We start from the raw sequence: 19947 nt of genomic DNA, 5'->3' as shown, positions 1-19947 counted from the left end.
GCCGCAGTTTGTGCCTGAGTTGTCAGCCGCACTCGAAGACCGCTCATGACTTGAGGCAGACAACGAGCTCCGCGTGGCCCTATGCGATAAGGGGGCAAGCCCACCTACTCCGAGCCCCGTATATCGGGAGCCGGCCACCACGATCTTTCCATGTCATTAAGCGCGAACACCGACCGCAGCTTCGGTAGACACCACGTCAGCACATCTCAGCATGCAAAGCGGGGGGCGATCTTATAACCTACTTATGTGGACAGGTTTTCGTATGCCCGCAATGAGGCCCGAGGAGAGGCAGTTCTGGTCGTACGATCATCAGGCTACGATATTGATCGATCAGGCCTCCGGCTGAGGCGGCCTGGCACCTGAGGTGTGCAGCACCCCTCTGAACGACGTCATCGAAGTCAGCCGGAGCTCTCAAAGCGAACATCCGTCATCGATCACGGGACCGTCGGACCCGATGTGGCAAACTGATGCCCGATCATTCCCGAGAACCGTAAGCCTCGATGAAGAAGCAGATCACGCCACGTGAGTATTCAGAGCAGGGGGGTATCCGTTGTCCCACTATCTGCATTCGGAGCGGCAAGCCCAATGCCGCCGCCGTCGGATTTTTCTCCAGCATCCTTCGGGAAACTTTGAACGGTCAGGCGGCGATCCTGCCAGTGGGTGACGACATCCGCCACTGGCACGCCTCGCCCCACGCAGCTGTCGGCTTTATCGAACATGCCGCCACTCTGGACGGGGCCACGCTGGACAACCGTCGCAACCTGACGATGCCTGGCGTGTCCGCCACCGTCGGTGAACAGATCGAAGCGCTGCGCCGCGTCGCCGGAGATGCGGCCGTCGCCCTGATCCGGCACGAACCCGACCCGATGATACACCGAATTGTCTCCGGCTGGGCGCAGGGTTTCGACACCTCACGCGCGCGCTAGCTCGGCCTTGCTGCAGAGCAGATTTTCGACGAAATCATTACGTTCCATGTCGCAGACGAACTGGGCGGGCTCGCAGGACTGGACAGGTCGGGTTCTGCCAGATGACAAAGACGGCAAGCGTCCGATCCGATGGACGCCACGCAAGTGGACAGGCGGCCGCTGTAAGGGCAACGTTGGCATAGGAGGGTTTCACGATGGACTATAGATATTTGGGGAGCAGCGGGCTGAAGGTTTCGGCGCTAACCATGGGCACCTTCACCTTTGGCGGTCGTGGCGATTTCGGCATGGTTGGAGCGCAGGACGTGGCCGACGCGGAGCGGCTGGTCGATACCTGTTTGGACAGGGGTGTAAACCTGATCGACACCGCGAATATGTATTCGCTGGGCCTGTCCGAGGAGATCGTGGGCACGGTGATGAAGGACCGAGATCCGGACGTCCTGATCTGTTCCAAGGCGCGTATGCGGATCGGGGAAGGGCCGAACGACGAGGGGCTCAGCCGCTGGCACCTGATCCGCGAATGTGAGCGGTCTTTGAAACGACTGGGACGCGATCACATCGACATCTATCTAATGCACGAATGGGATGGTCAGACCCCGATCGAGGAGATCATGGCCGCGCTCGACATCTTGGTAAAGCACGGCAAGGTACGTTACATCGGCTGCTCCAACTGGTCCGGCTGGCAGGTGATGAAGGGTCTGATGGCGAGCAAGGCAGCCGGGGGCCTCGAGAGGTTTGTCGCACAGGAAATCCACTACACGTTGGAGGCGCGGGAGAGCGAGTATGAACTCCTGCCGCTATCCGTTGATCAGGGGCTCGGCGTGATGATCTGGTCGCCGCTGGTGGCGGGCCTCCTTACGGGCAAACACACGCGCGAGGGGTTCGCCAAGGATTCCCGGCAGGCGCAGGGCTGGACCGAACCGCCGATCCGCGACTGGGACCGGCTGTGGGATATCGTCGATGTGCTGCGCGAGGTTGCGGGCGACAGATCCGTGTCGCAGGTCGCGCTCGCCTGGCTGTTGCAACGGCCCGCGGTCGCGACGCTCGTGGTCGGCGGTCGGACAAGCGCGCAGTTCGAGGAGACGCTCGGGGCATGTGATTTGAAGCTGACAGACGACGAGGTGGCAAAGCTTGACGCGGTGTCCCGTCCGCCGCTGATCTATCCGTACTGGCACCAGAACCAGTTTGCAAAACCCCGGTTTTCGGAAGCCGACTGGGCGTTGCACAAGGGTCAGACCGTCGACGGGTTGGAGGGCTACAAGGGGTAAAGAGAAAAGGGTGCTGCGTTCGCGTGCGCGGCGCTTCAGCCCGGCGTTTGTGCACGATTCAAGTTAGGAAGCGTTTTTCCCCGGGGCTCACGAAATTCGGCTTGCCTGTAGGCTCGACATTCCAGGGCGTCTCTGTGTCAAATCGGTTCGATAGCGAACCGTGCCGCTTTAGAGAAAGGTTATAAATCAACCAGTTCTTTGTCGCATGAGTTGTCGGTGCCCGGTTGCTCATGACATTTAGCTAGCATCTGGAAAATAAGATTAATGCCCTTGGTCGACTGTGCAACAACGCCCCCTGGCGGGGTCAAAGCCCAACGTTTAGGTGACCGACGGATACTACCGGTTTTTACCAATCACGACCGCGCCACTGTTCCTTCACACGTCACCTCCCGGTAAGTGCCTTCACGATCAAAGTCATCGCCAGCATCCCGGGATCGTCCATGCCAACGGATTTCTCGGCGAAGATGCGCGCGCGGCCCACGGTGGCGGGTTTGTCGCGGAAGGCGGCCTGGGCGTCTTCTGCGGCCTTAACCGCTGTGGCGGCGTTTGGGTCCGCCTCCAGCGCCCGCGCCATGGCGTCGAGGGAGTCGAGCACCGTCTTGCCATCCAGCTCCGCCTTTCCGCGTGCCATCATCTTGGCCACTGCCGCGTCGAGCAAGGCCGCCACCTCAGACGCCTCGATCCCGTTACGGCCCTTGGTTTCTTTCGCCGCCGCCATCAGGCCCGTTGCGATAAGCGTACCGTAGGAAGATGCCGAGACCTTTGTGAAGGCCTGCGCGCAGGCCATCAATGCCATGCCGAAGTCCTCGGGCAGATCGTCGGCCTTTTCTGCGACAGCCCGCGATCCGCGCCGCATGGTCACGCCAAGATCTCCGTCGCCGAGGGCACCGTCGGCGGAGTTGAGCGCATCGGCCTCCGCCTCCATGGCGTCCCGTAGACGCAAGGAGGCGGCGCGCAGGGCGGGGACGTCGATCATGATACGGTCCAAAAGGCGCAATGACAGGGAGCGGTGAGATATCCCTCCAGTTCTGCATCCAGTTTTAATAGAGTGAAAGATACGCCTGTCATCTCCATAGAGGTGGCATATCGCCCTACGAGGGGCATGACGATCTCCGCGCCTACGTCGGAAAGGCGTTTTGAAACAATCCGGTATAGGATGTATAGTTCTTCGTGCGGCGTTGCCCCGAGGGAATTCACTAGGATCGACACGCGGTCGCCCTTACCGATTTCCACATCGCTCAGCAGACGGTCCATCATTTCCTCGGCGATGGCGTCCGCAGGGCGCAGTTTGTCACGCCAGACGCCCGGTTCGCCGTGGATGCCCATCCCCATCTCCATCTCATCGACGCCGATTTCGAACGTGGGCTTGCCCGCTTGCGGCACGGTGCAGGACGACAGGGCCGCACCCACGGACCGAACTGCATCAGCGGTCTTCTGCGCCACGCGCGTTACCTCCGACAGATCGAGGCCGGCCTCCGCGGCGGCACCCGCGATCTTGAAGGCATAGACCATGCCCGCAACGCCGCGCCGCTTTTCGGCCTCGGCCGGCGGTGCGGAGGCGACGTCGTCAGCGAGCAGCACAGTGGTCGTCTCGATTTCGTCCATTTCGACTATATCGCCTGCCATGTCGAAATTCATCACGTCGCCGCCGTAGTTTCCGTAAAGTCGTAGAACACCCGCTCCCCGGTCGGCGGCGCGGATACTGTCAGCCATCTGGTCGGCGGTTGGCGAGGCAAATACGTCGCCGATGGCGCAGGCGTCCAACAGGCCGGTGCCGACATAGCCCGTAAACACCGGCAGGTGGCCGGAGCCGCCGCCCGACACGATTCCGACCTTGCCTTCCGGCCCTGGCGTGCCGCGGGCGACGGCGCGGCGGTCCTCGCCGACGATGCGGTAGACATCCGGGTGGGCGGCGGTCAGGCCTTCCAGCATTTCGTCGACGTATGCTTCGGGGTTATTGAGGATCTTTTTCATGATCGCCTCCGGAAAGTGACAAGGTTGAGGAGCATCACGCCAATCAAAAGGATGCCCCAGATCATCTCGCGGGCGAAATTGGTGACTTGCAGCAGGTTAAGGCCCGAGGACAGGAACTGCATCGACAACACCGCGAGGATTACGCCAAAGATACGGCCATAGCCGCCATAGGGGTTCACTCCGCCCAAGACCGCGATCAGGACCGCGAGCAGCAGGTAGGAGGAGCCGTAATCGGCCTTGGCCGAATTGGCGCGCGACATGACGATCAGGCCCGCGATGGCCGAGAGGACACCACAGAGAGCATATACTTTGAGCAAGACGCGGTCGGTGTCCATCGCGGCATAGCGCGCGGCGAGGGGATTCGCTCCGAACATCCTGGTCTTTAGGCCGAAGGCGGTGCGGCTGAGGATCAAGCCGAGGAGGGCGGCGAGGATCGCGAAGATCACCAGTGGAACGGGCACGCCGAGCAGCGTGCCGTTGCCGACCCATGCCACGGCGGGCGGCAGACCCATCACCGCGCTGCCCCCTGTCATGGCGATGGCAAGACCCGTGTAGATCAGGCCGGTGCCCAATGTCGCAAGGATTGGCGGCAGGCCGAAGGTGGCCACAAGTACGCCGTTGAAGAGACCCGCGAGCAGACCCACCGCGAGCGACAGGGCGACGGCGGCGAGCAGAAGGCCTGTGCCCGTGCCCTCTCCCGCGAAGTGGCCCATGAACAACGCCGCCGTGACGGCGGAAAGGTTGGCCGCGCCCACAACGCTCAGGTCGATACCACCGGTCAGCATAGCGACGGCGACGGCAAGTGCGAGTATCGCGAATTCCGGGAATTGGAACGCCATCGACGTCAGGTTCGCGGGCGAAAGGAAGCGGTCGGGTGACAAGATCGACATGACGGCAAAGACCACTAGAGTGATGATCGCCAACCGCCCTTCTGTGGTGTGCAGTATGCGGGTCATCATGTCTGTCGTGCCTCCGCGCGTTTGGCTTGCCAAGCGGGAAGGCCGGTACCGACAATGATAAGCACGCCGATGGCGACCGATTGCCAGGTCGAGGGGATGCCGATCACGATCAGCGAATTGCGCACCAGTACGATCAGGATTACGCCAAGCAGCGTCCCGGTCAGCGTGCCGACGCCTCCGATCAGGCGCGCGCCACCGAGGACGACCGCGGCGATGACGGAAAGCTCAAGACCGACGAGGTCGAAGGGATTCGAGATGCGAGCCATCGAGGCATGGATGATGCCCGCTAGGCCCGCCAGCGCGCCCACGAAGACATAGATGAAGAACTGCGTCCGGCGCACGTTGATGCCGATGCGCCTCGCGCTTTCCGGGGCCCCGCCGATGGCATAGATCGCGCGGCCGAGCATAGTGCGGTTGAGGATGAACCAAGTGGCCACCACGATGATGACGAGCGCGGCAAACGCCCATGGTAGAGAGTAGAACGAGCCATCAGAGTTGGTGCCGCGGAGCATCATCCAGCGGCTGAAATCGCGCATTCCGGGCGGCAGGTTCGAGATTTGCAGCGTGCCCACGAAGGTCAGCAGGAAGCCCCTGAAGACAGATAGTGTGCCCAGCGTCACGATCAGGGTGGGTAGGCCACAAAAGGCAATCAGGACGCCGTTGATCGCACCGAGGCCCGCGCCGATGAGGGTGGCGATGGCAAAGGCGAGCGGCCAGGGCATGCCGGGTGCCACGTCTCGCAATAGGACGGTCGTAGTATACATCGCGAAGGCAGCGACGGCGGTAAAACTGACATCGATGCCACCAGAAACCAGCACCACCATCGCGCCGACGGCGAAGATGCCCAGCACGATTGAGTTGCGCATGAGGTCGGTCAGCGTGGGGATCGACATGAAGTTCGGGTCACTAAGCGCCGCGAGGCCGCAGAACGCGATGATCACGGCGAACACGAGTGTTTCGTTGCGGCTCCAATCGATGCGGTTCATGGGGTTTCGCCTCGAATTAGAGCCTGTCACGACGCAAGCCTATGGCTCAGATCGGCTTCAGTCACGCCAGAACCGCCGGTCACTTCTTCTGTAATCAGACCGTCCTTCATCACCAGAATGCGGTGACAGGTCGCCAGCAGTTCCGGAAGGTCGTCGGAAATGACGATCACGCCCAAACCGCGCCCGGCAAGGTCGGCGATGATACCGTGGATTTCCGCCTTGGAGCCGACGTCTACGCCAACGCTCGGGCCGTTCAGGATCAGGACGCGCGGTTGCCGTGCCATCCAGCGGGCCAGCACGACGCGCTGCTGGTTGCCGCCGGACAGGGAGCGGACAGGCGCTGTAGGGTCGGGGGCCTTGACCGACAAGCGCTTGAGCCAGTCGGCGGCCTCGGCCCAGAGGGTCTGCAGGTTGAGCACACCGTTCGGCGCATGGGCGTCGAAGCGGCCTACAGCGATGTTGTGCGCGATGCTCTGCTCCAGAAATAGGCCCTCGGTGAGCCGGTCTTCCGGGACATAGCCGATGCCTGCCGCCGCGGCCGCGATCGGATCGCCGAGCGGGATGTCGATGCCGTCCAGCATGATGGTGCCACGGTCAGGGCGCGCGAGGCCGAACAGAGCCTTGGCGAGAGTCGTGCGGCCCGAGCCGAGCAGGCCCGCGACGCCGAGCACCTCGCCGGCCCGGAGATCGACTGAGACGTTTTCAAAGGCACCCGCTCGGCCCAGACCTTCGACCTGCAGCAGCGGCGGTGCTGCGGGGCCTAACGGGGCAGGGGGCGCGGAGGCGACGTCGCGCCCGGTCATTGCACGGGTCAGGGAAGCGGCGTCGAAATCGGTCGCGGGGCCTTCTGCGACCTTTTCGCCGTTCCGCAATACAACGACGGTTTCGCAAACTTCCAGCACCTCGGCCAGCTTGTGCGACACGAAAAGGACGGCAACGCCATCGGACTTGAGCTTGCGGATCAGTTCGAGCAGGCGATCCACCTCGCGCTCCGTAAGGGCGGTCGTAGGCTCATCCATGATGATCAGACGGGCATCGGCGGCCAGCGCGCGGCAGATCGCGACCAGCTGCTTATGCGCCACCGGCAGGCGTTCTATTCGTGCGTCTAGGTCCAGCGACACGCCCACACGCGCTAGCACTTCTGCGGCTCGGGCGCGGGCACGGGCGGTATGAACCAGCCGCGCACCGGTCGCGCGTTCCGCGGTCATAGCAATGTTTTCGGCCACGGTGAGGTTCGGAAACAGGCTGAAATCCTGAAAGATGACCTGAACCCCGGCGGCGGTCGCCTCGGTTGGCGTGAGGCGGATCTGGGGCACACCGTCGAACAGCACGCGGCCTGCGGATGGGCGCTCTACCCCCACAAGCACCTTGATTAAGGTCGATTTGCCTGAGCCGTTTTCCCCCGCAAGGCATACGGCTTCGCCGGCGCGGATGGTCAGGTCGACACCGTCCAGCGCGGTGATTGCGGCGTAACGTTTGGTTACCGCTTCGAGCGTCACGAGCGGGGGGGATTCAGTCTTTATCGACATGGTTTGTCCCTGTATGCGGCGCGTCCCCGACCTGCGGGGATGCGCCATTTTGGGAAGATCGGGACAATTAGAATTCGTAGTTGCCCATGTTGGACGCATCGACGTCGACGAAGGCCTTGCCGGTGATAACCTTGCCTTCCAGCGTCACCGCCTCATAGCCTTCCAGCCCGAGGTCCATACCGTCGGTGATCTCTTCGCCGTTCATGACCATCATGGCGACGGCGTTCATGGCGATGCCGGCGGTCTTGGGGTCCCAGAAGCCGATTCCATCAACTGCACCCGTCTCCATATACTGGCCTGCGATGGACGGCAGCGACGTTCCGAAGACGCAGGTTGCCTCCTCCAGCCCGCGCTCCTCGATGGCGAGGCCGATGCCCGCCACGTCTGTCGAGGCGGAGCCTTGCATGCCTTTGATGTTCGGGAAGGCGCGCAGCACCTCCTGTGCTTTTGCATAGGCCTGCTGCTGGTCGTCGGCGGTCTCGTTCTTGTCGCCGACGAGGGTCATGTTCGGATAGGCTTCCTGCTGGCGCGCGATGGCACCGTCGACCCACTGGTTGTGTGTCTGGGAGCCAAGCGAACCGACGAAGACGGTATATTCGCCTTCCTCGCCCATACAGGCGGCCATGCGGTCCATAAGATTGGCACCGAAGTCCTCGTTCTTGAAGGCCTCGATGTCGTATTGCGTGTTCTGCTGGCTGGCGGCCTCGTGGGTGATGACAGTGATGCCAGCCTCCATGGCGCGTCCCAGCACCGGCTCCAACGCTTCGGGCGACATCGGCACGACCAGCAGGGCGTCGACGCCCTGGGCGATCATATCCTCGATAAGCGCGACCTGCTGCTGCGGGTCGGCTTGGGCGGGGCCCACGAGATAGGCGTTGTTGCCCGTCTCGGCGGCCCATTCATCCACGCCTTCGCGCATCCGGTTGAACCAAGCGATTCCGTCGATCTTGACGACGGTGGCCAGCTGCTTGGTGTGACCGTCAGAAAAGGCAGGCGCGGCCAGCATCGTGGTCGCGAGGGCCGCAGCGGTAAATGTCAGTTTTTTCATGTCTTCCTCCCAGAAGGTATCCCGGCCTCCACCGGGGTCATGGTTTCGCAGGTTAATTGGCGGAGCGGCTCATTCAAGTCCTTTCCGCCATGTCATGCCGGGGCGCGATCAATGCCGCAGCAAGGTCGGGCCGAACGAGGTGGGGCAGGTGCCCTGCGTTCGGAATGAGGTGAATGCGGATTTCGGCAGGCAGGTGCGCCACGTCGCGCCAGTCGAGAATCCGGTCGGAGGTGCCGAACATCACGGTTACGGGGCAGGGGGCGGCGGCGATGTCGGCGGTCGCATCGATCTGCTGCACGCCGTTCTCGGCAACCGCGCGGGCGAGTTGGATGCGGGCGTCGAGGTTTGCGCGGTGCCTGAGGAGTTGCTGCGCGATTGCGGCGTCGGAGACCGGCCCACCGTCGAGCAAGGCGAGCGCGGCCTTGAGCGCCTCTGTCGTATCGGACCCCGACATTGCGTCAAGGAAATCGGCGGATATCGCCGGCCCAAGACCGGCGGGTGCAAAGAGGGTGAGGGATAAGGCGCGTGCGCCGATCCGCGTGGCGATACGGGCTGCGAGTGCGGCCCCGAGGGAGTGACCTACGAGATGTAGGAGGCCGCTTGGCAATCGGTCGGTCAGTTGGTCGGCCGCGGCGTCGAAGCTGTTGGCGGTTTGGATATCGGCTCCGTGGCCAGGCAGGTCGAGTGCGGCGGTATTCAGACCGCGCTTTTCCAGCCGCTGCGGCAGGCCACGCCAGCCGGTGCTGTCATCGAACAGGCCGTGGATCAGGACGACGGTGGCTTCCGCGCCCTTAGCGACGACCGTGCAGCTGCCGCGCGACACGTCTTCGGCGGTGATGCGCCCGCGCCGCCCGGTCCCAGTGATGCCGGTAAGGGACATGCCCTGCCTGCGGGCTGCGGAGCGTGCGGCGGGAGATGCCGCGGTGCGGTCGCCGATAGGGCGCAGGGGCATGGGTTTAGGTGGCGCTGGTGCCTCGGGGGTCGCTGGCGCGTCAGTAACGGTGGGGGCCATGGCCTCGCCCGCCTGGTCGACCTCGGCAATCGGCGCGTCCAGCTCGACGGTATCGCCGGGGGCGACCAGTTGCTTGATCAAGGTGCCGTCGGCGAGGGCGGGCACTTCGACCACGGTCTTGTCGGTCTCGACCTCCAGCAGCACGTCGCCGCGCGCGTAAGTCGCGCCGGGGGCAACGATCCATTCAGTGACCTTGGCCTCCTCCATGGTCTCACCCAGCCGCGGCAGGGTCAGAGTCACGCGGCCCATGACGGGGCCTCCCGCGCCACAAGCCAGCGCGCCACGTCTTCGATCAAGCGTGCGTCGGGGATGGAGCCGCGCTCGAGCGCGGGCGAGACGGGGATGGGAATGTCCTCCCCGCCCAGACGCAGAGGCGGTTCCTCGAGCCATTCGAAACACTGCTCCGTCACGCGCGCCGCGATTTCGGAGGCGATGGAGCCTGTGGTTACGGCTTCGGTCACAATTAGGCAGCGGCCGGTGCGGCGCACCGAATCCATCAAGGGGCCGTCGTCGAGGGGGTTGAGGCAGCGCAGGTCAATCACCTCTGTCTCTATCTCGGGCGAAAGGGCGGCGGTAGCGGTTAGCGTTTCCTGCAACATGCGCGAATAGGTGGCGATGGTGAGATCGCCGCCTTGCCGCCGGATCGCGGGCTGACCCCAAGGGGCGTCGGGTGCGTCGGCGATCTCGCCCTTCATGGTGTAGAGTCCCTTGTGCTCGATGAACACGACCGGATCGGGCTGGCGCATGGCGTCTCGAAGCAGGTGGTAGGCGTCCGACACGGTGCCGGGCATCGCTAACCGCAAGCCCGGCGTGTGCATCATCCAAGCTTCCAGAGATTGTGAGTGCTGCGCAGCGGCGGAGCGCCCCGTGCCGCCTTGAGTGCGCAGAACCATGGGCACAGCGATCTGTCCGCCGAACATGTAACGCGACTTGGCGGCTTGATTGGCTAGTTGATCCATCACCATGCCCGCGAAATCGACGTACATGATCTCGGCCACGGGGCGCAGACCGGTCATGGCTGCCCCTATGGCGGCACCCACGATAGCTGGCTCCGAAATCGGGGTGTCGATGACGCGGTTGGCCCCGAAGCGGTCGAGCAGGCCCTTGGTCACACCGTAGGCCCCGCCGTAAAGGCCGACCTCCTCGCCCATCAGGATCACGCTTTCATCTGCGTCCATTGCGTCGGTTAGCGCAAGGCGGAGGGCGTCGCGGTAGGTTGTTTGGGTCATGCCCGCTCCTCTAAGATGTCGGTCAGACGCGCTCGTTGCGGTCGCGGGGCGGGTGTTGAGGGGGCGTAGACGTCCTCGAACATCGTGTCATTCGCGGGCACCTCGGCTGCGATGGCCCCGTTCATGGCGGCGTCCATCTCGGCCTCCGCCTCGGCGTCGATAGTGTCGAGCAGGGCATCATCGTCCAATGCCCGGCGGGCGGTTGAGAGAGGATCGCGGGCGCGGCCCTCAGCTTCCTCTTCCGCGGTGCGATAGGGCGATTTGTCCATGCGAGCATGGCCGTGAAAGCGGTAGGCGTCGATCTCCATGAACCCCGCCTGACCGTCGCGCGCGCCATCGATGATGGCCTGGGCCGCGTCGTAGACCGCCTCCACGTCCGATCCGTCGGCGCGGGCGGCGCGCAGGCCGAATGCCTCCGCCCGTGCTGGAAAGTCCTGCCGCCCGGCAGAGCGGTCGACGCGGGTGCCCATACCGTATTGGTTGTTGATGCAGCAAAACACGACCGGCAGTTTCCAGAGCGCCGCCATGTTCATCGCCTCATAAAGGATACCCTGACCCATGGCCCCGTCGCCGAAGAATGCGACCGAAATCGCGCGGCTGCCGCTATTGCGCGCGGTGATGCCCGCGCCGACCACATGGGGTATGCCGCCGCCAACGATGGCATTGGCACCTAGATGGCCCAGGCCCCGGTCGGCAATGTGCATGGATCCGCCCTTGCCGCGACAGTATCCGACCTCCCGCCCGCCGATTTCCGCCAGCATCCGCATCGGATCGGCCCCCCGCGCCAGAAAGATGCCGTGACCCCGGTGGTGGGTAGTAAAGGTGTCGCCGTCGGCCATATGGTCGGTTAGTCCCACGACGCCTTCCTCTCCGATCGACAAGTGCAGCATGGAGCCCGCGGACTCGCCCTTCAGGAACAGCTCGCCTACCCGTTCTTCGAATGTGCGGATGCGGCGCATCGTGCGGTAGCGGGCGAGGGGAGAGTCATTGGGCAGCGTCATTCGCGGATGGCCTTCAATGCGCCATAGGCGGCTTTGTAGCGGGCAAAAATCGGGGCGTAGGCAGCGTGCGCGTCCATGTCGGGTTCCACCCGCCGCGCGGTGCGGACCATGGCGGCGCAGGCCGTGTCGATGTCGGGGAAGGCCCCTGCGCCCACGGCGGCGAGGATCGCCGCCCCAAGGCACGGGGCTTCGGGTTGTTCGGTGACTTCCAGCGGCAGGCCCAGAGTGTCGGCGTGGATCTGGAGCCAGAAGGGCGCGTTCACGGCCCCGCCTGCGACGACGATGCGCTTTGCCTCGAAGGCGGTGCCGAAAGCCTCCACGATGGCGCGGGTACCTAGACAGATCGACTCGATCAGCGCGCGATAGACGTGGGCGCGTGTGTGCTTGAGCGTTAGGCCGGTTACAGCCCCGCGCGCCAGTGCATCGGTGTGTGGGGTACGGTTGCCTTGAAAGTGGTCGACGGCCAGCAGACCCTCCGCACCCGGCGGCAGGACGGCGGCCTCCGCATTCAGGTCGTCGTAGGACGTGTTGGGCGCGAAGTTTCGCTTGTACCAGGCGATAACCGATCCGGTGGAGGTCTGTCCGCCTTCGATCACGTGGCGGCCCGGATAAACGCAATCGGCATAGGTGCCCCAGACACCGCTCAAATGAACTTCGCGCGTGGCGATTCCGAGGTGCAGGTGCGACGACCCGGTGATCAGGGCAAGGTCGCCGGGCTGTGTTACGCCAAGGCCGATCATGCCGATGAAGGCGTCCGCGCCGCCTTGCACCACGCTGCAGGTTTCCGGCAGGCCAAGGTGCGCGGCGGCGTCGGGTGTCAGAGGGCCGATGACCTCGCCAGGTGCGGTGATTTCGGAGGGCCAACGGTCACGCAGGTCCTTGAGGTCCAACTGCGCCAGCAGGGCGTCGGGCCAGCCGCCTTGCCGTGTCTGGTAGTGCCAGCGCATCGTCAGATTGTTGAGCGAGGCTACCCAGCGGCCCGTCAGGCGCAGAGTCATGAAATCCTGGTATTCGCCGATACGCGTGGCGCGGGCCCAGACCTCGGGTTCGTGGCGCTTAATCCAGAGCGCCTTCGGCAACATCCATTCCGGGCTGACCGGACCCGCTCCGCCGCCGTTGATGCGCAGGGAGGGGGCACCGGTGGCCAGCACCTCCGCCGCCTCTCGGTGGGCGCGGACGTCCATCCACAAGAGGCAGGGGCGCACCGGTTTGCCCGCGTCGTCCAGCGCCACGACGGTGCAGCTGGTGGTGTCACAGGCGAGGGCGGCGATGTCGGTGGGGTTGACACCTGCTGCTGCAATGGCGGCGCGGGTGGCAATGCCGGCGGCGGCCCACCATGCCTCCGGGTCCTGTTCGGCGTGGCCCGGGGCCGGGAAATCCGTGCTGTAGGGGGCCGCATGATCGCCAATTGAACGGCCAGACAGGTCGAACACCCGAGCTCGCAATCCCTCCGTGCCGCCGTCGATCCCAAGGACGTATGTTGTCATGCGCGCCCTCCCCTGTTGCATCTGCACAATTGTGCGTAGCGTTATCATTTGTGTAAGATGCCTCAGAAGTCTGGTCAAGCGAAGGCTGAATCGAGGGGGGAGGGGTCATGGACGACGACATCCGTATCCGCGCGGCATGGCTCTATCATGTCGGTGGTCTTAGCCAGGGTGAGGTTGGCCAGCGCCTGGGTCTGTCGCGGTTCAAGGTGCTGCGCCTTCTGTCCGACGCCAAGGCGGCGGGCGAGGTGATTGTGACCCTGGATCATCGCAGTGTCGGAACTCTGGCGCTTGCAGAGGCGCTGCGGGTGCGGTTCGGGTTGCGCGATGCGCTGATCGCGCCCGATGATGGCACCGATGCATCCGCCAGCAGACAGGCCGTCGGAATGGTCGCGGCCCGCTGGTTCTCGCGCGTCGCGGCAACGGGTCCGATGACGGTCGGGGTTGGTTGGGGACGGACGCTTTCGGCAATGGCCGATGCGCTGACCGGGCTGAACAACCCGGACCTGCGTGTGGTGTCCCTGATGGGCGCGATGGTGCGCACGGGGCCGGAGGGGCCAATCGACGTCTGCGCGCGCATCGCCGCGGTAGCAGGGGGGCAGGCGCTGTTCCTGCCCGCGCCGTTTCTGGCTGACACGGTGGAGGATGCGGCCGTTCTGATGCGGCAGCGCTTGGTAAGGGAGGCCTTGGAGGCGGCGCGTGGCGCGCGCCACATGATCGTTTCTGTGGGCGAAGGGGGGCGCGATGCGCTTCTGACGTCATCCGGGGTGCTCAACGACGCTGATCTGGCGGCGTTGGAGCGGGCGGGTGTCGTGGCGGACACGACCGGCAAGTTCCTGCGCGCCGACGGAACGCTGGCCCCGGTTGACCTGAACGACCGAACCCCGGCCATCGGGCTTGACGATCTGAAGCGGGCGGAGGTCACGTTGTTGGCTGCAGGTGTGGCCAAGGCAGCGGCGGCGCGCGCGGTATTGCGCGCCGGGTTCGTGGACCGGATCGTCGCGGACGAGACTCTGGCACGCATATTGATGGAGGATGGGACATGAAGGGATTTGGAGTTCATACGAGCATGTGGACGATGGCCTGGGACAAGGCCGGGTCAGAACAGGCGGTTGCGGCGGCAGTGGCTTATGGGTTCGACTTTATTGAGATCGCGCTGCTGTCGCCCGACATGGTGGATGCGGCAGCTTCGCGGCGGCTGTTGGACGGCGCGGGTTTGTCCGCCGTATGCTCGCTCGGCCTCCCGCGCGCTGTCTGGCCATCGCGGAACGGGCCGGATGGCGCGGTTGCCTTCCTGACTAATGCACTGAACGTGGCCCATGCGATGGGCGCGGAGGCGCTATCGGGAGTGACGTATGGCGGTATCGGGGAGATTTCCGGCCTGCCGGCGACCGCGCAGGAACTAGACCACGTTGCTGTTACGCTGGAGCGGGCGGCGAAACATGCGGCGAAACTGGGGATGCGGTTCGGGATCGAACCGGTGAACCGCTACGAGACGCACCTAATCAACACCGCGCGTCAGGGTGCCGAGATGATCGAACGCATCGGCGCGCCCAACCTGTTCCTGCACCTCGACACCTATCACATGAACATTGAGGAGCGCGGCATGGCCATGGGCGTGCTTGAGGCGCGTGAGCATCTTGCTTACATCCACCTGTCGGAGTCGGACCGGGGTACGCCCGGCGCGGGCAACGTGCGGTGGGATGAGGTCTATGGCGCGCTGGCGGCCGTCGGGTTTGAGGGTGGCCTCGCGATGGAGAGTTTCATCAATATGCCGCCTGAAATCGCTCGCGGCCTCGCTGTTTGGCGGCCGGTCGCGGAAAGCCGCGATATCGTGCTTGATCGTGGATTGCCGTTTCTTCGAAACAAGGCGGCGCAATACGGGCTGATCTGAACGATTATTTAGTCTCACGACAGATAATCGGAAGATCACGGGTCCCGCGAGGGCGAAAGCGAATGCGAACACGGTGGGACAATGCTATAAGCCCACCAGCGAAGGCGGCCTTCTACTCACTTACGTGGGCATGTTTCCGTATGCCCGTAACAAGGCCCGAGGGGACGCAGTTCTCGTGGCAAAACCTCTGACCTGCGATATTAATCGATCAGGCCGCCGGCTGAGGCGGCCCGGCACCAGAGGTGGGTTGCACTCCTCTGAACGACGTCATCGAAGTCAGCCGGAGCTCTCAAAGCGAACATCCGTCATCGATCACGGGACCGTCGGACCCGATGTGGCAAACTGATGCCCGATCATTCCCGAGAACCGTAAGCCTCGATGAAGAAGCAGATCACGCCACGTGAGGCCGGAGAGTACCTGCTCGGCTAGCCCCTCCACGAGGAGGAGGCCCGATCTTCGCTGCCTCCGCAGTCAAAGGTCCATGTGCCGTTCGGTAAGAACGAGAATGAGAAGCCACCGAAACGGTAGAAAGCCCGTCGCTTCCGAAGGTCAGGAAAGAATCGTGGTCTTTGATCTTGGTGTACAAGCCTTGGGAGCGACAACGCTCCGGCCGCCTCTTACGGACCGGCCGGGAACCGCGGACCCTTGAATTATTCTTTGGAAGGCAGCCCCAAGGTTCTGGTGAATTCTGAGTTGAATTAGGGGCATGCAGCGCATGCTGACGGTCAACCACGCAGATGCATTTGGGTGTCACGAAGGCGCACGCCTTCAACAAGGCTGGGCCTACAAATCCGTTCGTGCAAGTTCGACGGTCGTTGTTACGAGATCCGCTGGCACTGCGAGTACTTGATCTAGATGCCTTCTCAACACACCGATTTGCGCTCAGCGGTTAAACTGGCTTGGGGGCAGATTTGGGGACAGATACCGTAAGACGCTTGAAAAATCATTAATTTACAAGCGCTTAACCGGGCGGTGTGGCGGACAGGAAGGGATTCGAACCCTCGAGACGGTCACCCGCCTACGCACTTTCCAGGCGCGCGCCTTCGACCACTCGGCCACCTGTCCGCCGGTGGGTCTATGCAAAGCATTTAGGCGGCGCAAGTCGCAATCTGACCGAAGTGTGAACTGCGCACCGTTGCCGTGAGGATGGCGTCGTGGTCTTCAAGTGGTACAAACTTCAGAAAGGGCACGCCATGCTGATCCGCCTCATCGCCACCTGCCTTGTCTTGGCCCATCCCGTCGCGGCGCAGGCTGTTTTGGATATGCAGCCCCGAGACAGCTGGGTCGTGACTCCGACAGACAAGAACTTCGATACTCTTGTCGATGACACACGTGCTGCCGCGAAGGCGGGCAAAATGGCAGTTGTGACCATGGCCGGTCCGACAGATGCCGCAGCCGGTCGTGGCATCGAGATCCCCGGAAACCGGGTCATAGGCCTATTCAACAACGATTTCGCGGTCCGGACGCTGCGGCTGAGCACGGCAGCGATGATCGAGGCTCCGATCCGCGTCTATGTAACGGAAAACGCCGATGGGACCGCGACGCTTAGCTACAAGACTCCGTCCAGCGTACTCGCCCCTTACGCGGCTGACGCGCCCGGTCTTGCCGAGATCGCCGCGGAATTGGACGCGGCCTTTGCGGTCGTGTCTGAGGCGGCCGTCCAGTAACCCAATTGCCCCAGCCCACGGAAGGGTAACGGACCCCATGAGCACTATTCTCGCCGCCGATGCCCTTGCGCGTCGCCTTTACCATGCCGGTTGCCGCCGGGCTTTCGGAATGCCCGGCGGAGAGGTTCTGACCCTCATTGATGCGCTGGAAGCGGCGGGCATCGAATTCATTCTCTGCCACCACGAGAACGCCGCCGGGTTCATGGCCGAGGGGGGGCACCACACCGACGGTGCGCCTGCGATCTTGGTTGCCACCGTTGGGCCGGGCGCAATGAACGGCGTGAATGTCGTGGCCAACGCCGAGCAGGACCGTGTGCCATTGATCGTGCTGACGGGTTGTGTCGATCCGGACGAGGCGGAGACCTATAATCATCAGGTTCTTGATCACCGAGCGGTTTTTGCACCGATCACCAAGGCAACGTTCACTCTGACGCCCGGGGCCGCCGCCGTACAGGCCGACAAGGCGGTGCGTATCGCGACGGGTGGGGCAGGCGGGCGCGCGGGACCTGTGCATGTCGATGTTCCAATCTCGGTCGCGGATGCGCCGGTAACCTCGGAAATGGTCGTGCGGGTGGACAGTGCGCCCGGCTCGATCGGACGGGATGCCCTTGCCACGGCACGTGGTTGGCTGGCCGAGGCGAAACGCCCGATAATGCTGGCCGGACTGGATGCGGTGAAGGACGATGCAGGGGCCGCGATAAAGGCGTTCTGCGAAACCCGTTCAATCCCGCTGGTAACGACCTACAAGGCCAAGGGCATTCTGGATGAGGCGCATCCGCTCGCCCTTGGTGGGGCTGGATTGTCGCCCAAGGCAGACAAGCACCTGTTGCCGCTTTTCCGGGCTGCCGACCTGATCATTCTGGCGGGCTACGACCCGATCGAGATGCGCCCCGGCTGGCGCGGCGTCTGGGACCCGGAAACGCAACACGTCCTCGATGTCGCGCACGACGTGAACCTGCACGGTATGCACGGGGCCACGCTGGAGGTTATCGCCCCCGTAGGCGCGACGCTCGATGTTATCCGGGCAGATGTCGATGTCCCTCAGGTCTGGGATTGCGGAGAGGTGCGTGCGGCGCTCAAGGCCGATTTCGCCGCCGAAGATTGGGGGCCAGGGGCGGTCGTTGACGTTTGCCGCCATGCCTGCCCACCCGGCACGATCGCCACCGCCGACTCCGGGGCACATCGCATCCTGCTCAGCCAGATGTGGGACTGCGACGGCCCGCGCGGCTTGTTGCAGTCGTCCGGCCTGTGCACGATGGGATGCGCGCTGCCTTTGGCTCTTGGGGTCAAGCGGGCCGCCCCCGATCGTGCCGTCGTCGGGTTCATGGGGGACGCCGGGTTCCTGATGGTTGCGGGGGAGCTGGCCTCGGCCGCCGCATTGGGCCTGCCGGTCGTATTCGTCGTGTTTGTTGACCGCAGCCTCGCCCTGATCGAGTTGAAGCAGAGACAGCGCCAAATGCGGAATGTCGGCGTCGATTTCGGCGCGACCGATCATGCAGCCGTTGCGCGCGCCTTCGGTGGGTACGGCGTGACCGTGCGCGACCGCGCCGGCCTGCGCGTTGCCATGGACACGGCGCTCAAAGCCGATACGTTCACACTGATTGCCTGTGAAATTGACCGGAAAGCCTATGATGGCCGTATCTGACACGCCGCGCGGAACCGCAAATGGCCCCCTTGCAGGGGTGCGCGTTCTTGACCTGAGCCGCATCCTTGCCGGACCGACCTGCACGCAGTTGCTCGGGGATCTGGGGGCTACGGTTCTCAAGGTTGAAAACCCTGCGACGGGCGGTGATGATACACGGCAGTGGGGGCCGCCTTACGTGAAGGACGGCGCGGAAGATACGGATTTATCAGCATACTTCATGTGTGCAAATCGTAACAAACTGTCGGTGGCGATCAATATTGCCAGCGCCGAGGGCCAGGCCGAGGTGCGTCGGTTGGCCGGACTTGCGGACATCCTGCTGGAGAACTTCAAGCCGGGTGGCTTGGCGAAGTACGGGTTGGACTACGCGTCGTTGAAAACTGTGAACCCACGGCTCGTCTATGGCTCGATCTCGGGGTACGGGCAAACGGGGCCGAATGCCTCGAAGCCCGGCTACGACCTCATGGCGCAGGGCTACGGTGGGATCATGTCCCTGACCGGAGAGCCGGATGGTGCCCCGATGAAAGTCGGAGTGGGAATCGCAGATGTGATGTGCGGCATGTACGCGACCGTCGGAATCCTGGCCGCCCTTCGCCACGCGGAGGCAACGGGCGAGGGACAGCAAGTCGATGTTGCCTTGGTCGACAGTCAGGTCGCCTGGATGATCAACGAAGGCGTGAATACGCGCCTTTCGGGACAAGCGCCTGCGCGGCGCGGCAACGGTCATCCGAATATCGTGCCGTACGGAGTTTACGAAACGACGGATGGCCATGTCATCATAGCAGTAGGGAATGACAGGCAATTCAATCGCTTCTGTAGCGTTCTTAAACTTGATAAACTGCCGCAGGACGACCGTTATGCGACCAACCCCGCGCGCCTGGCGCATCGTGACACGTTGGCCGCGTATCTCGTCCCCGCAGTCCGGGCGATGACGACCGACGCGGTGATTGCAGCGCTGGAAGCCGTGAAGGTGCCCGTCGGTCCCGTGCAGACCCTGCCGCAGGTCTTTGCCTCGGATCAGGCCGCAGCAAGAGGTCTGAACCTGGACATGACGACAAGTGGCGCATCGGGCGAATTGACTTTGCCGCTGATCGGCAATCCTCTGCATCTGTCGGCGACGCCAATAACCTACCGCGCGCCGCCGCCGCACTTCGGAGCCGATACAGGGCGTCTTGCGACGGATGATCCTTTCGCCGACGACTGATGTGCGTAATCCGGGCAGAAGCTGGCGTTATTGCAAGAATTTTTGCCAACCAAGATGACAGAACCTCACGAGTCCGTCATGCAAGCGGTTGGGGTATAGGTGGTTTGGCGACCTCTCGATAGGTGTC

The 19947-nt window shown here is 63.6% G+C and carries 17 protein-coding genes and 1 tRNA gene; 7 read left to right on the top strand and 11 right to left on the bottom strand.

Annotation, left to right across the window (positions count from 1 at the left end; all coding sequences use genetic code 11):
* Positions 1-500: 500 nt before the first annotated feature.
* Positions 501-926 (top strand): Rossmann-fold NAD(P)-binding domain-containing protein, encoded by a 426-nt coding sequence (locus tag BLV27_RS13710; protein WP_211605516.1) that lies wholly within the window; start codon positions 501-503, stop codon positions 924-926.
* A 194-nt stretch (positions 927-1120) separates the two neighbouring features.
* The gene (locus tag BLV27_RS13705; RefSeq protein WP_092646933.1) at positions 1121-2191 is read left to right on the top strand and encodes an aldo/keto reductase; all 1071 of its coding nucleotides are present in this window, start codon (positions 1121-1123) and stop codon (positions 2189-2191) included.
* A 382-nt stretch (positions 2192-2573) separates the two neighbouring features.
* Here BLV27_RS13705 and BLV27_RS13700 read toward each other — a convergent pair whose 3' ends face one another.
* From BLV27_RS13700 to BLV27_RS13655, 10 genes are all read right to left on the bottom strand, one after another.
* Positions 2574-3167 (bottom strand): dihydroxyacetone kinase subunit L, encoded by a 594-nt coding sequence (locus BLV27_RS13700; RefSeq protein ID WP_092646949.1) that lies wholly within the window; start codon positions 3165-3167, stop codon positions 2574-2576.
* Positions 3164-4165, bottom strand: coding sequence for a dihydroxyacetone kinase subunit DhaK (locus tag BLV27_RS13695; protein WP_092646931.1), 1002 nt, complete (start codon positions 4163-4165; stop codon positions 3164-3166). The genes BLV27_RS13700 and BLV27_RS13695 overlap by 4 nt, the downstream gene beginning before the upstream one ends.
* Entirely contained in the window at positions 4162-5121 is a 960-nt protein-coding gene (locus BLV27_RS13690; protein ID WP_244504670.1) for an ABC transporter permease, read from the bottom strand. The genes BLV27_RS13695 and BLV27_RS13690 overlap by 4 nt, the downstream gene beginning before the upstream one ends.
* Positions 5121-6110 (bottom strand): ABC transporter permease, encoded by a 990-nt coding sequence (locus tag BLV27_RS13685; protein ID WP_092646927.1) that lies wholly within the window; start codon positions 6108-6110, stop codon positions 5121-5123. Before BLV27_RS13685 ends, BLV27_RS13690 begins: the two co-directional genes overlap by 1 nt.
* Positions 6111-6136: 26 nt before the next feature.
* Positions 6137-7639 (bottom strand): sugar ABC transporter ATP-binding protein, encoded by a 1503-nt coding sequence (locus tag BLV27_RS13680; protein ID WP_092646925.1) that lies wholly within the window; start codon positions 7637-7639, stop codon positions 6137-6139.
* A 67-nt stretch (positions 7640-7706) separates the two neighbouring features.
* Entirely contained in the window at positions 7707-8687 is a 981-nt protein-coding gene (locus tag BLV27_RS13675; RefSeq protein WP_092646923.1) for an autoinducer 2 ABC transporter substrate-binding protein, read from the bottom strand.
* 73 nt (positions 8688-8760) lie between these two features.
* Complete coding sequence (locus BLV27_RS13670) at positions 8761-9948, bottom strand: alpha/beta fold hydrolase (RefSeq protein WP_092646921.1); 1188 nt, start codon at positions 9946-9948, stop codon at positions 8761-8763.
* Positions 9936-10928 (bottom strand): alpha-ketoacid dehydrogenase subunit beta, encoded by a 993-nt coding sequence (locus BLV27_RS13665; RefSeq protein WP_092646919.1) that lies wholly within the window; start codon positions 10926-10928, stop codon positions 9936-9938. Before BLV27_RS13665 ends, BLV27_RS13670 begins: the two co-directional genes overlap by 13 nt.
* Positions 10925-11929, bottom strand: a complete 1005-nt coding sequence (locus tag BLV27_RS13660) for a thiamine pyrophosphate-dependent dehydrogenase E1 component subunit alpha (RefSeq protein ID WP_092646917.1) — start codon at positions 11927-11929, stop codon at positions 10925-10927. Before BLV27_RS13660 ends, BLV27_RS13665 begins: the two co-directional genes overlap by 4 nt.
* Entirely contained in the window at positions 11926-13416 is a 1491-nt protein-coding gene (locus tag BLV27_RS13655) for an FGGY-family carbohydrate kinase (RefSeq protein ID WP_092646915.1), read from the bottom strand. The genes BLV27_RS13660 and BLV27_RS13655 overlap by 4 nt, the downstream gene beginning before the upstream one ends.
* 107 nt (positions 13417-13523) lie before the next feature.
* On the opposite strand from BLV27_RS13655, the gene BLV27_RS13650 reads away from it, so the two are divergent.
* Both BLV27_RS13650 and BLV27_RS13645 read left to right on the top strand, forming a co-directional pair.
* On the top strand, positions 13524-14459 hold the full coding sequence (locus tag BLV27_RS13650) for a sugar-binding transcriptional regulator (protein WP_092646913.1): 936 nt from the start codon (positions 13524-13526) through the stop codon (positions 14457-14459).
* Positions 14456-15307 carry a sugar phosphate isomerase/epimerase family protein gene (locus tag BLV27_RS13645; protein WP_092646911.1) on the top strand — a complete coding sequence of 284 codons (852 nt, stop codon included), beginning with the start codon at positions 14456-14458 and terminating at the stop codon, positions 15305-15307. Before BLV27_RS13650 ends, BLV27_RS13645 begins: the two co-directional genes overlap by 4 nt.
* A gap of 975 nt (positions 15308-16282) precedes the next feature.
* On the opposite strand, the gene BLV27_RS13640 is transcribed toward BLV27_RS13645, so the two are convergent.
* Positions 16283-16372 (bottom strand) — tRNA-Ser (locus BLV27_RS13640).
* Between the two features lie 128 nt (positions 16373-16500).
* Between BLV27_RS13640 and BLV27_RS13635 the strand changes: the two genes are divergently transcribed.
* From BLV27_RS13635 to BLV27_RS13625, 3 genes are read left to right on the top strand one after another with little or no spacing between them, the layout of a single operon-like run.
* A complete protein-coding gene (locus BLV27_RS13635; RefSeq protein ID WP_092646947.1) occupies positions 16501-16974 on the top strand; it encodes a DUF302 domain-containing protein in 474 nt (157 codons plus the stop codon).
* Positions 16975-17011: 37 nt separating this feature from the next.
* Positions 17012-18619 carry a thiamine pyrophosphate-binding protein gene (locus BLV27_RS13630; protein WP_092646909.1) on the top strand — a complete coding sequence of 536 codons (1608 nt, stop codon included), beginning with the start codon at positions 17012-17014 and terminating at the stop codon, positions 18617-18619.
* Positions 18606-19820, top strand: a complete 1215-nt coding sequence (locus BLV27_RS13625) for a CaiB/BaiF CoA transferase family protein (protein ID WP_092646945.1) — start codon at positions 18606-18608, stop codon at positions 19818-19820. Before BLV27_RS13630 ends, BLV27_RS13625 begins: the two co-directional genes overlap by 14 nt.
* Positions 19821-19947 lie beyond the last annotated feature (127 nt).

Source organism: Jannaschia faecimaris, assembly GCF_900107415.1.
Classification (GTDB): Bacteria; Pseudomonadota; Alphaproteobacteria; order Rhodobacterales; family Rhodobacteraceae; genus Jannaschia; species Jannaschia faecimaris.
This window is presented reverse-complemented; position numbering and strand designations above follow the sequence as displayed.

Bases quoted from the DNA above. Each gene is read 5' to 3' on its own strand.
- BLV27_RS13710 (WP_211605516.1), top strand. From the start codon at position 501: ATGAAGAAGCAGATCACGCCACGTGAGTATTCAGAGCAGGGGGGTATC.
- BLV27_RS13705 (WP_092646933.1), top strand. From the start codon at position 1,121: ATGGACTATAGATATTTGGGGAGCAGCGGGCTGAAGGTTTCGGCGCTA.
- BLV27_RS13700 (WP_092646949.1), bottom strand. From the start codon at position 3,167: ATGATCGACGTCCCCGCCCTGCGCGCCGCCTCCTTGCGTCTACGGGAC.
- BLV27_RS13695 (WP_092646931.1), bottom strand. From the start codon at position 4,165: ATGAAAAAGATCCTCAATAACCCCGAAGCATACGTCGACGAAATGCTG.
- BLV27_RS13690 (WP_244504670.1), bottom strand. From the start codon at position 5,121: ATGACCCGCATACTGCACACCACAGAAGGGCGGTTGGCGATCATCACT.
- BLV27_RS13685 (WP_092646927.1), bottom strand. From the start codon at position 6,110: ATGAACCGCATCGATTGGAGCCGCAACGAAACACTCGTGTTCGCCGTG.
- BLV27_RS13680 (WP_092646925.1), bottom strand. From the start codon at position 7,639: ATGTCGATAAAGACTGAATCCCCCCCGCTCGTGACGCTCGAAGCGGTA.
- BLV27_RS13675 (WP_092646923.1), bottom strand. From the start codon at position 8,687: ATGAAAAAACTGACATTTACCGCTGCGGCCCTCGCGACCACGATGCTG.
- BLV27_RS13670 (WP_092646921.1), bottom strand. From the start codon at position 9,948: ATGGGCCGCGTGACTCTGACCCTGCCGCGGCTGGGTGAGACCATGGAG.
- BLV27_RS13665 (WP_092646919.1), bottom strand. From the start codon at position 10,928: ATGACCCAAACAACCTACCGCGACGCCCTCCGCCTTGCGCTAACCGAC.
- BLV27_RS13660 (WP_092646917.1), bottom strand. From the start codon at position 11,929: ATGACGCTGCCCAATGACTCTCCCCTCGCCCGCTACCGCACGATGCGC.
- BLV27_RS13655 (WP_092646915.1), bottom strand. From the start codon at position 13,416: ATGACAACATACGTCCTTGGGATCGACGGCGGCACGGAGGGATTGCGA.
- BLV27_RS13650 (WP_092646913.1), top strand. From the start codon at position 13,524: ATGGACGACGACATCCGTATCCGCGCGGCATGGCTCTATCATGTCGGT.
- BLV27_RS13645 (WP_092646911.1), top strand. From the start codon at position 14,456: ATGAAGGGATTTGGAGTTCATACGAGCATGTGGACGATGGCCTGGGAC.
- BLV27_RS13635 (WP_092646947.1), top strand. From the start codon at position 16,501: ATGCTGATCCGCCTCATCGCCACCTGCCTTGTCTTGGCCCATCCCGTC.
- BLV27_RS13630 (WP_092646909.1), top strand. From the start codon at position 17,012: ATGAGCACTATTCTCGCCGCCGATGCCCTTGCGCGTCGCCTTTACCAT.
- BLV27_RS13625 (WP_092646945.1), top strand. From the start codon at position 18,606: ATGGCCGTATCTGACACGCCGCGCGGAACCGCAAATGGCCCCCTTGCA.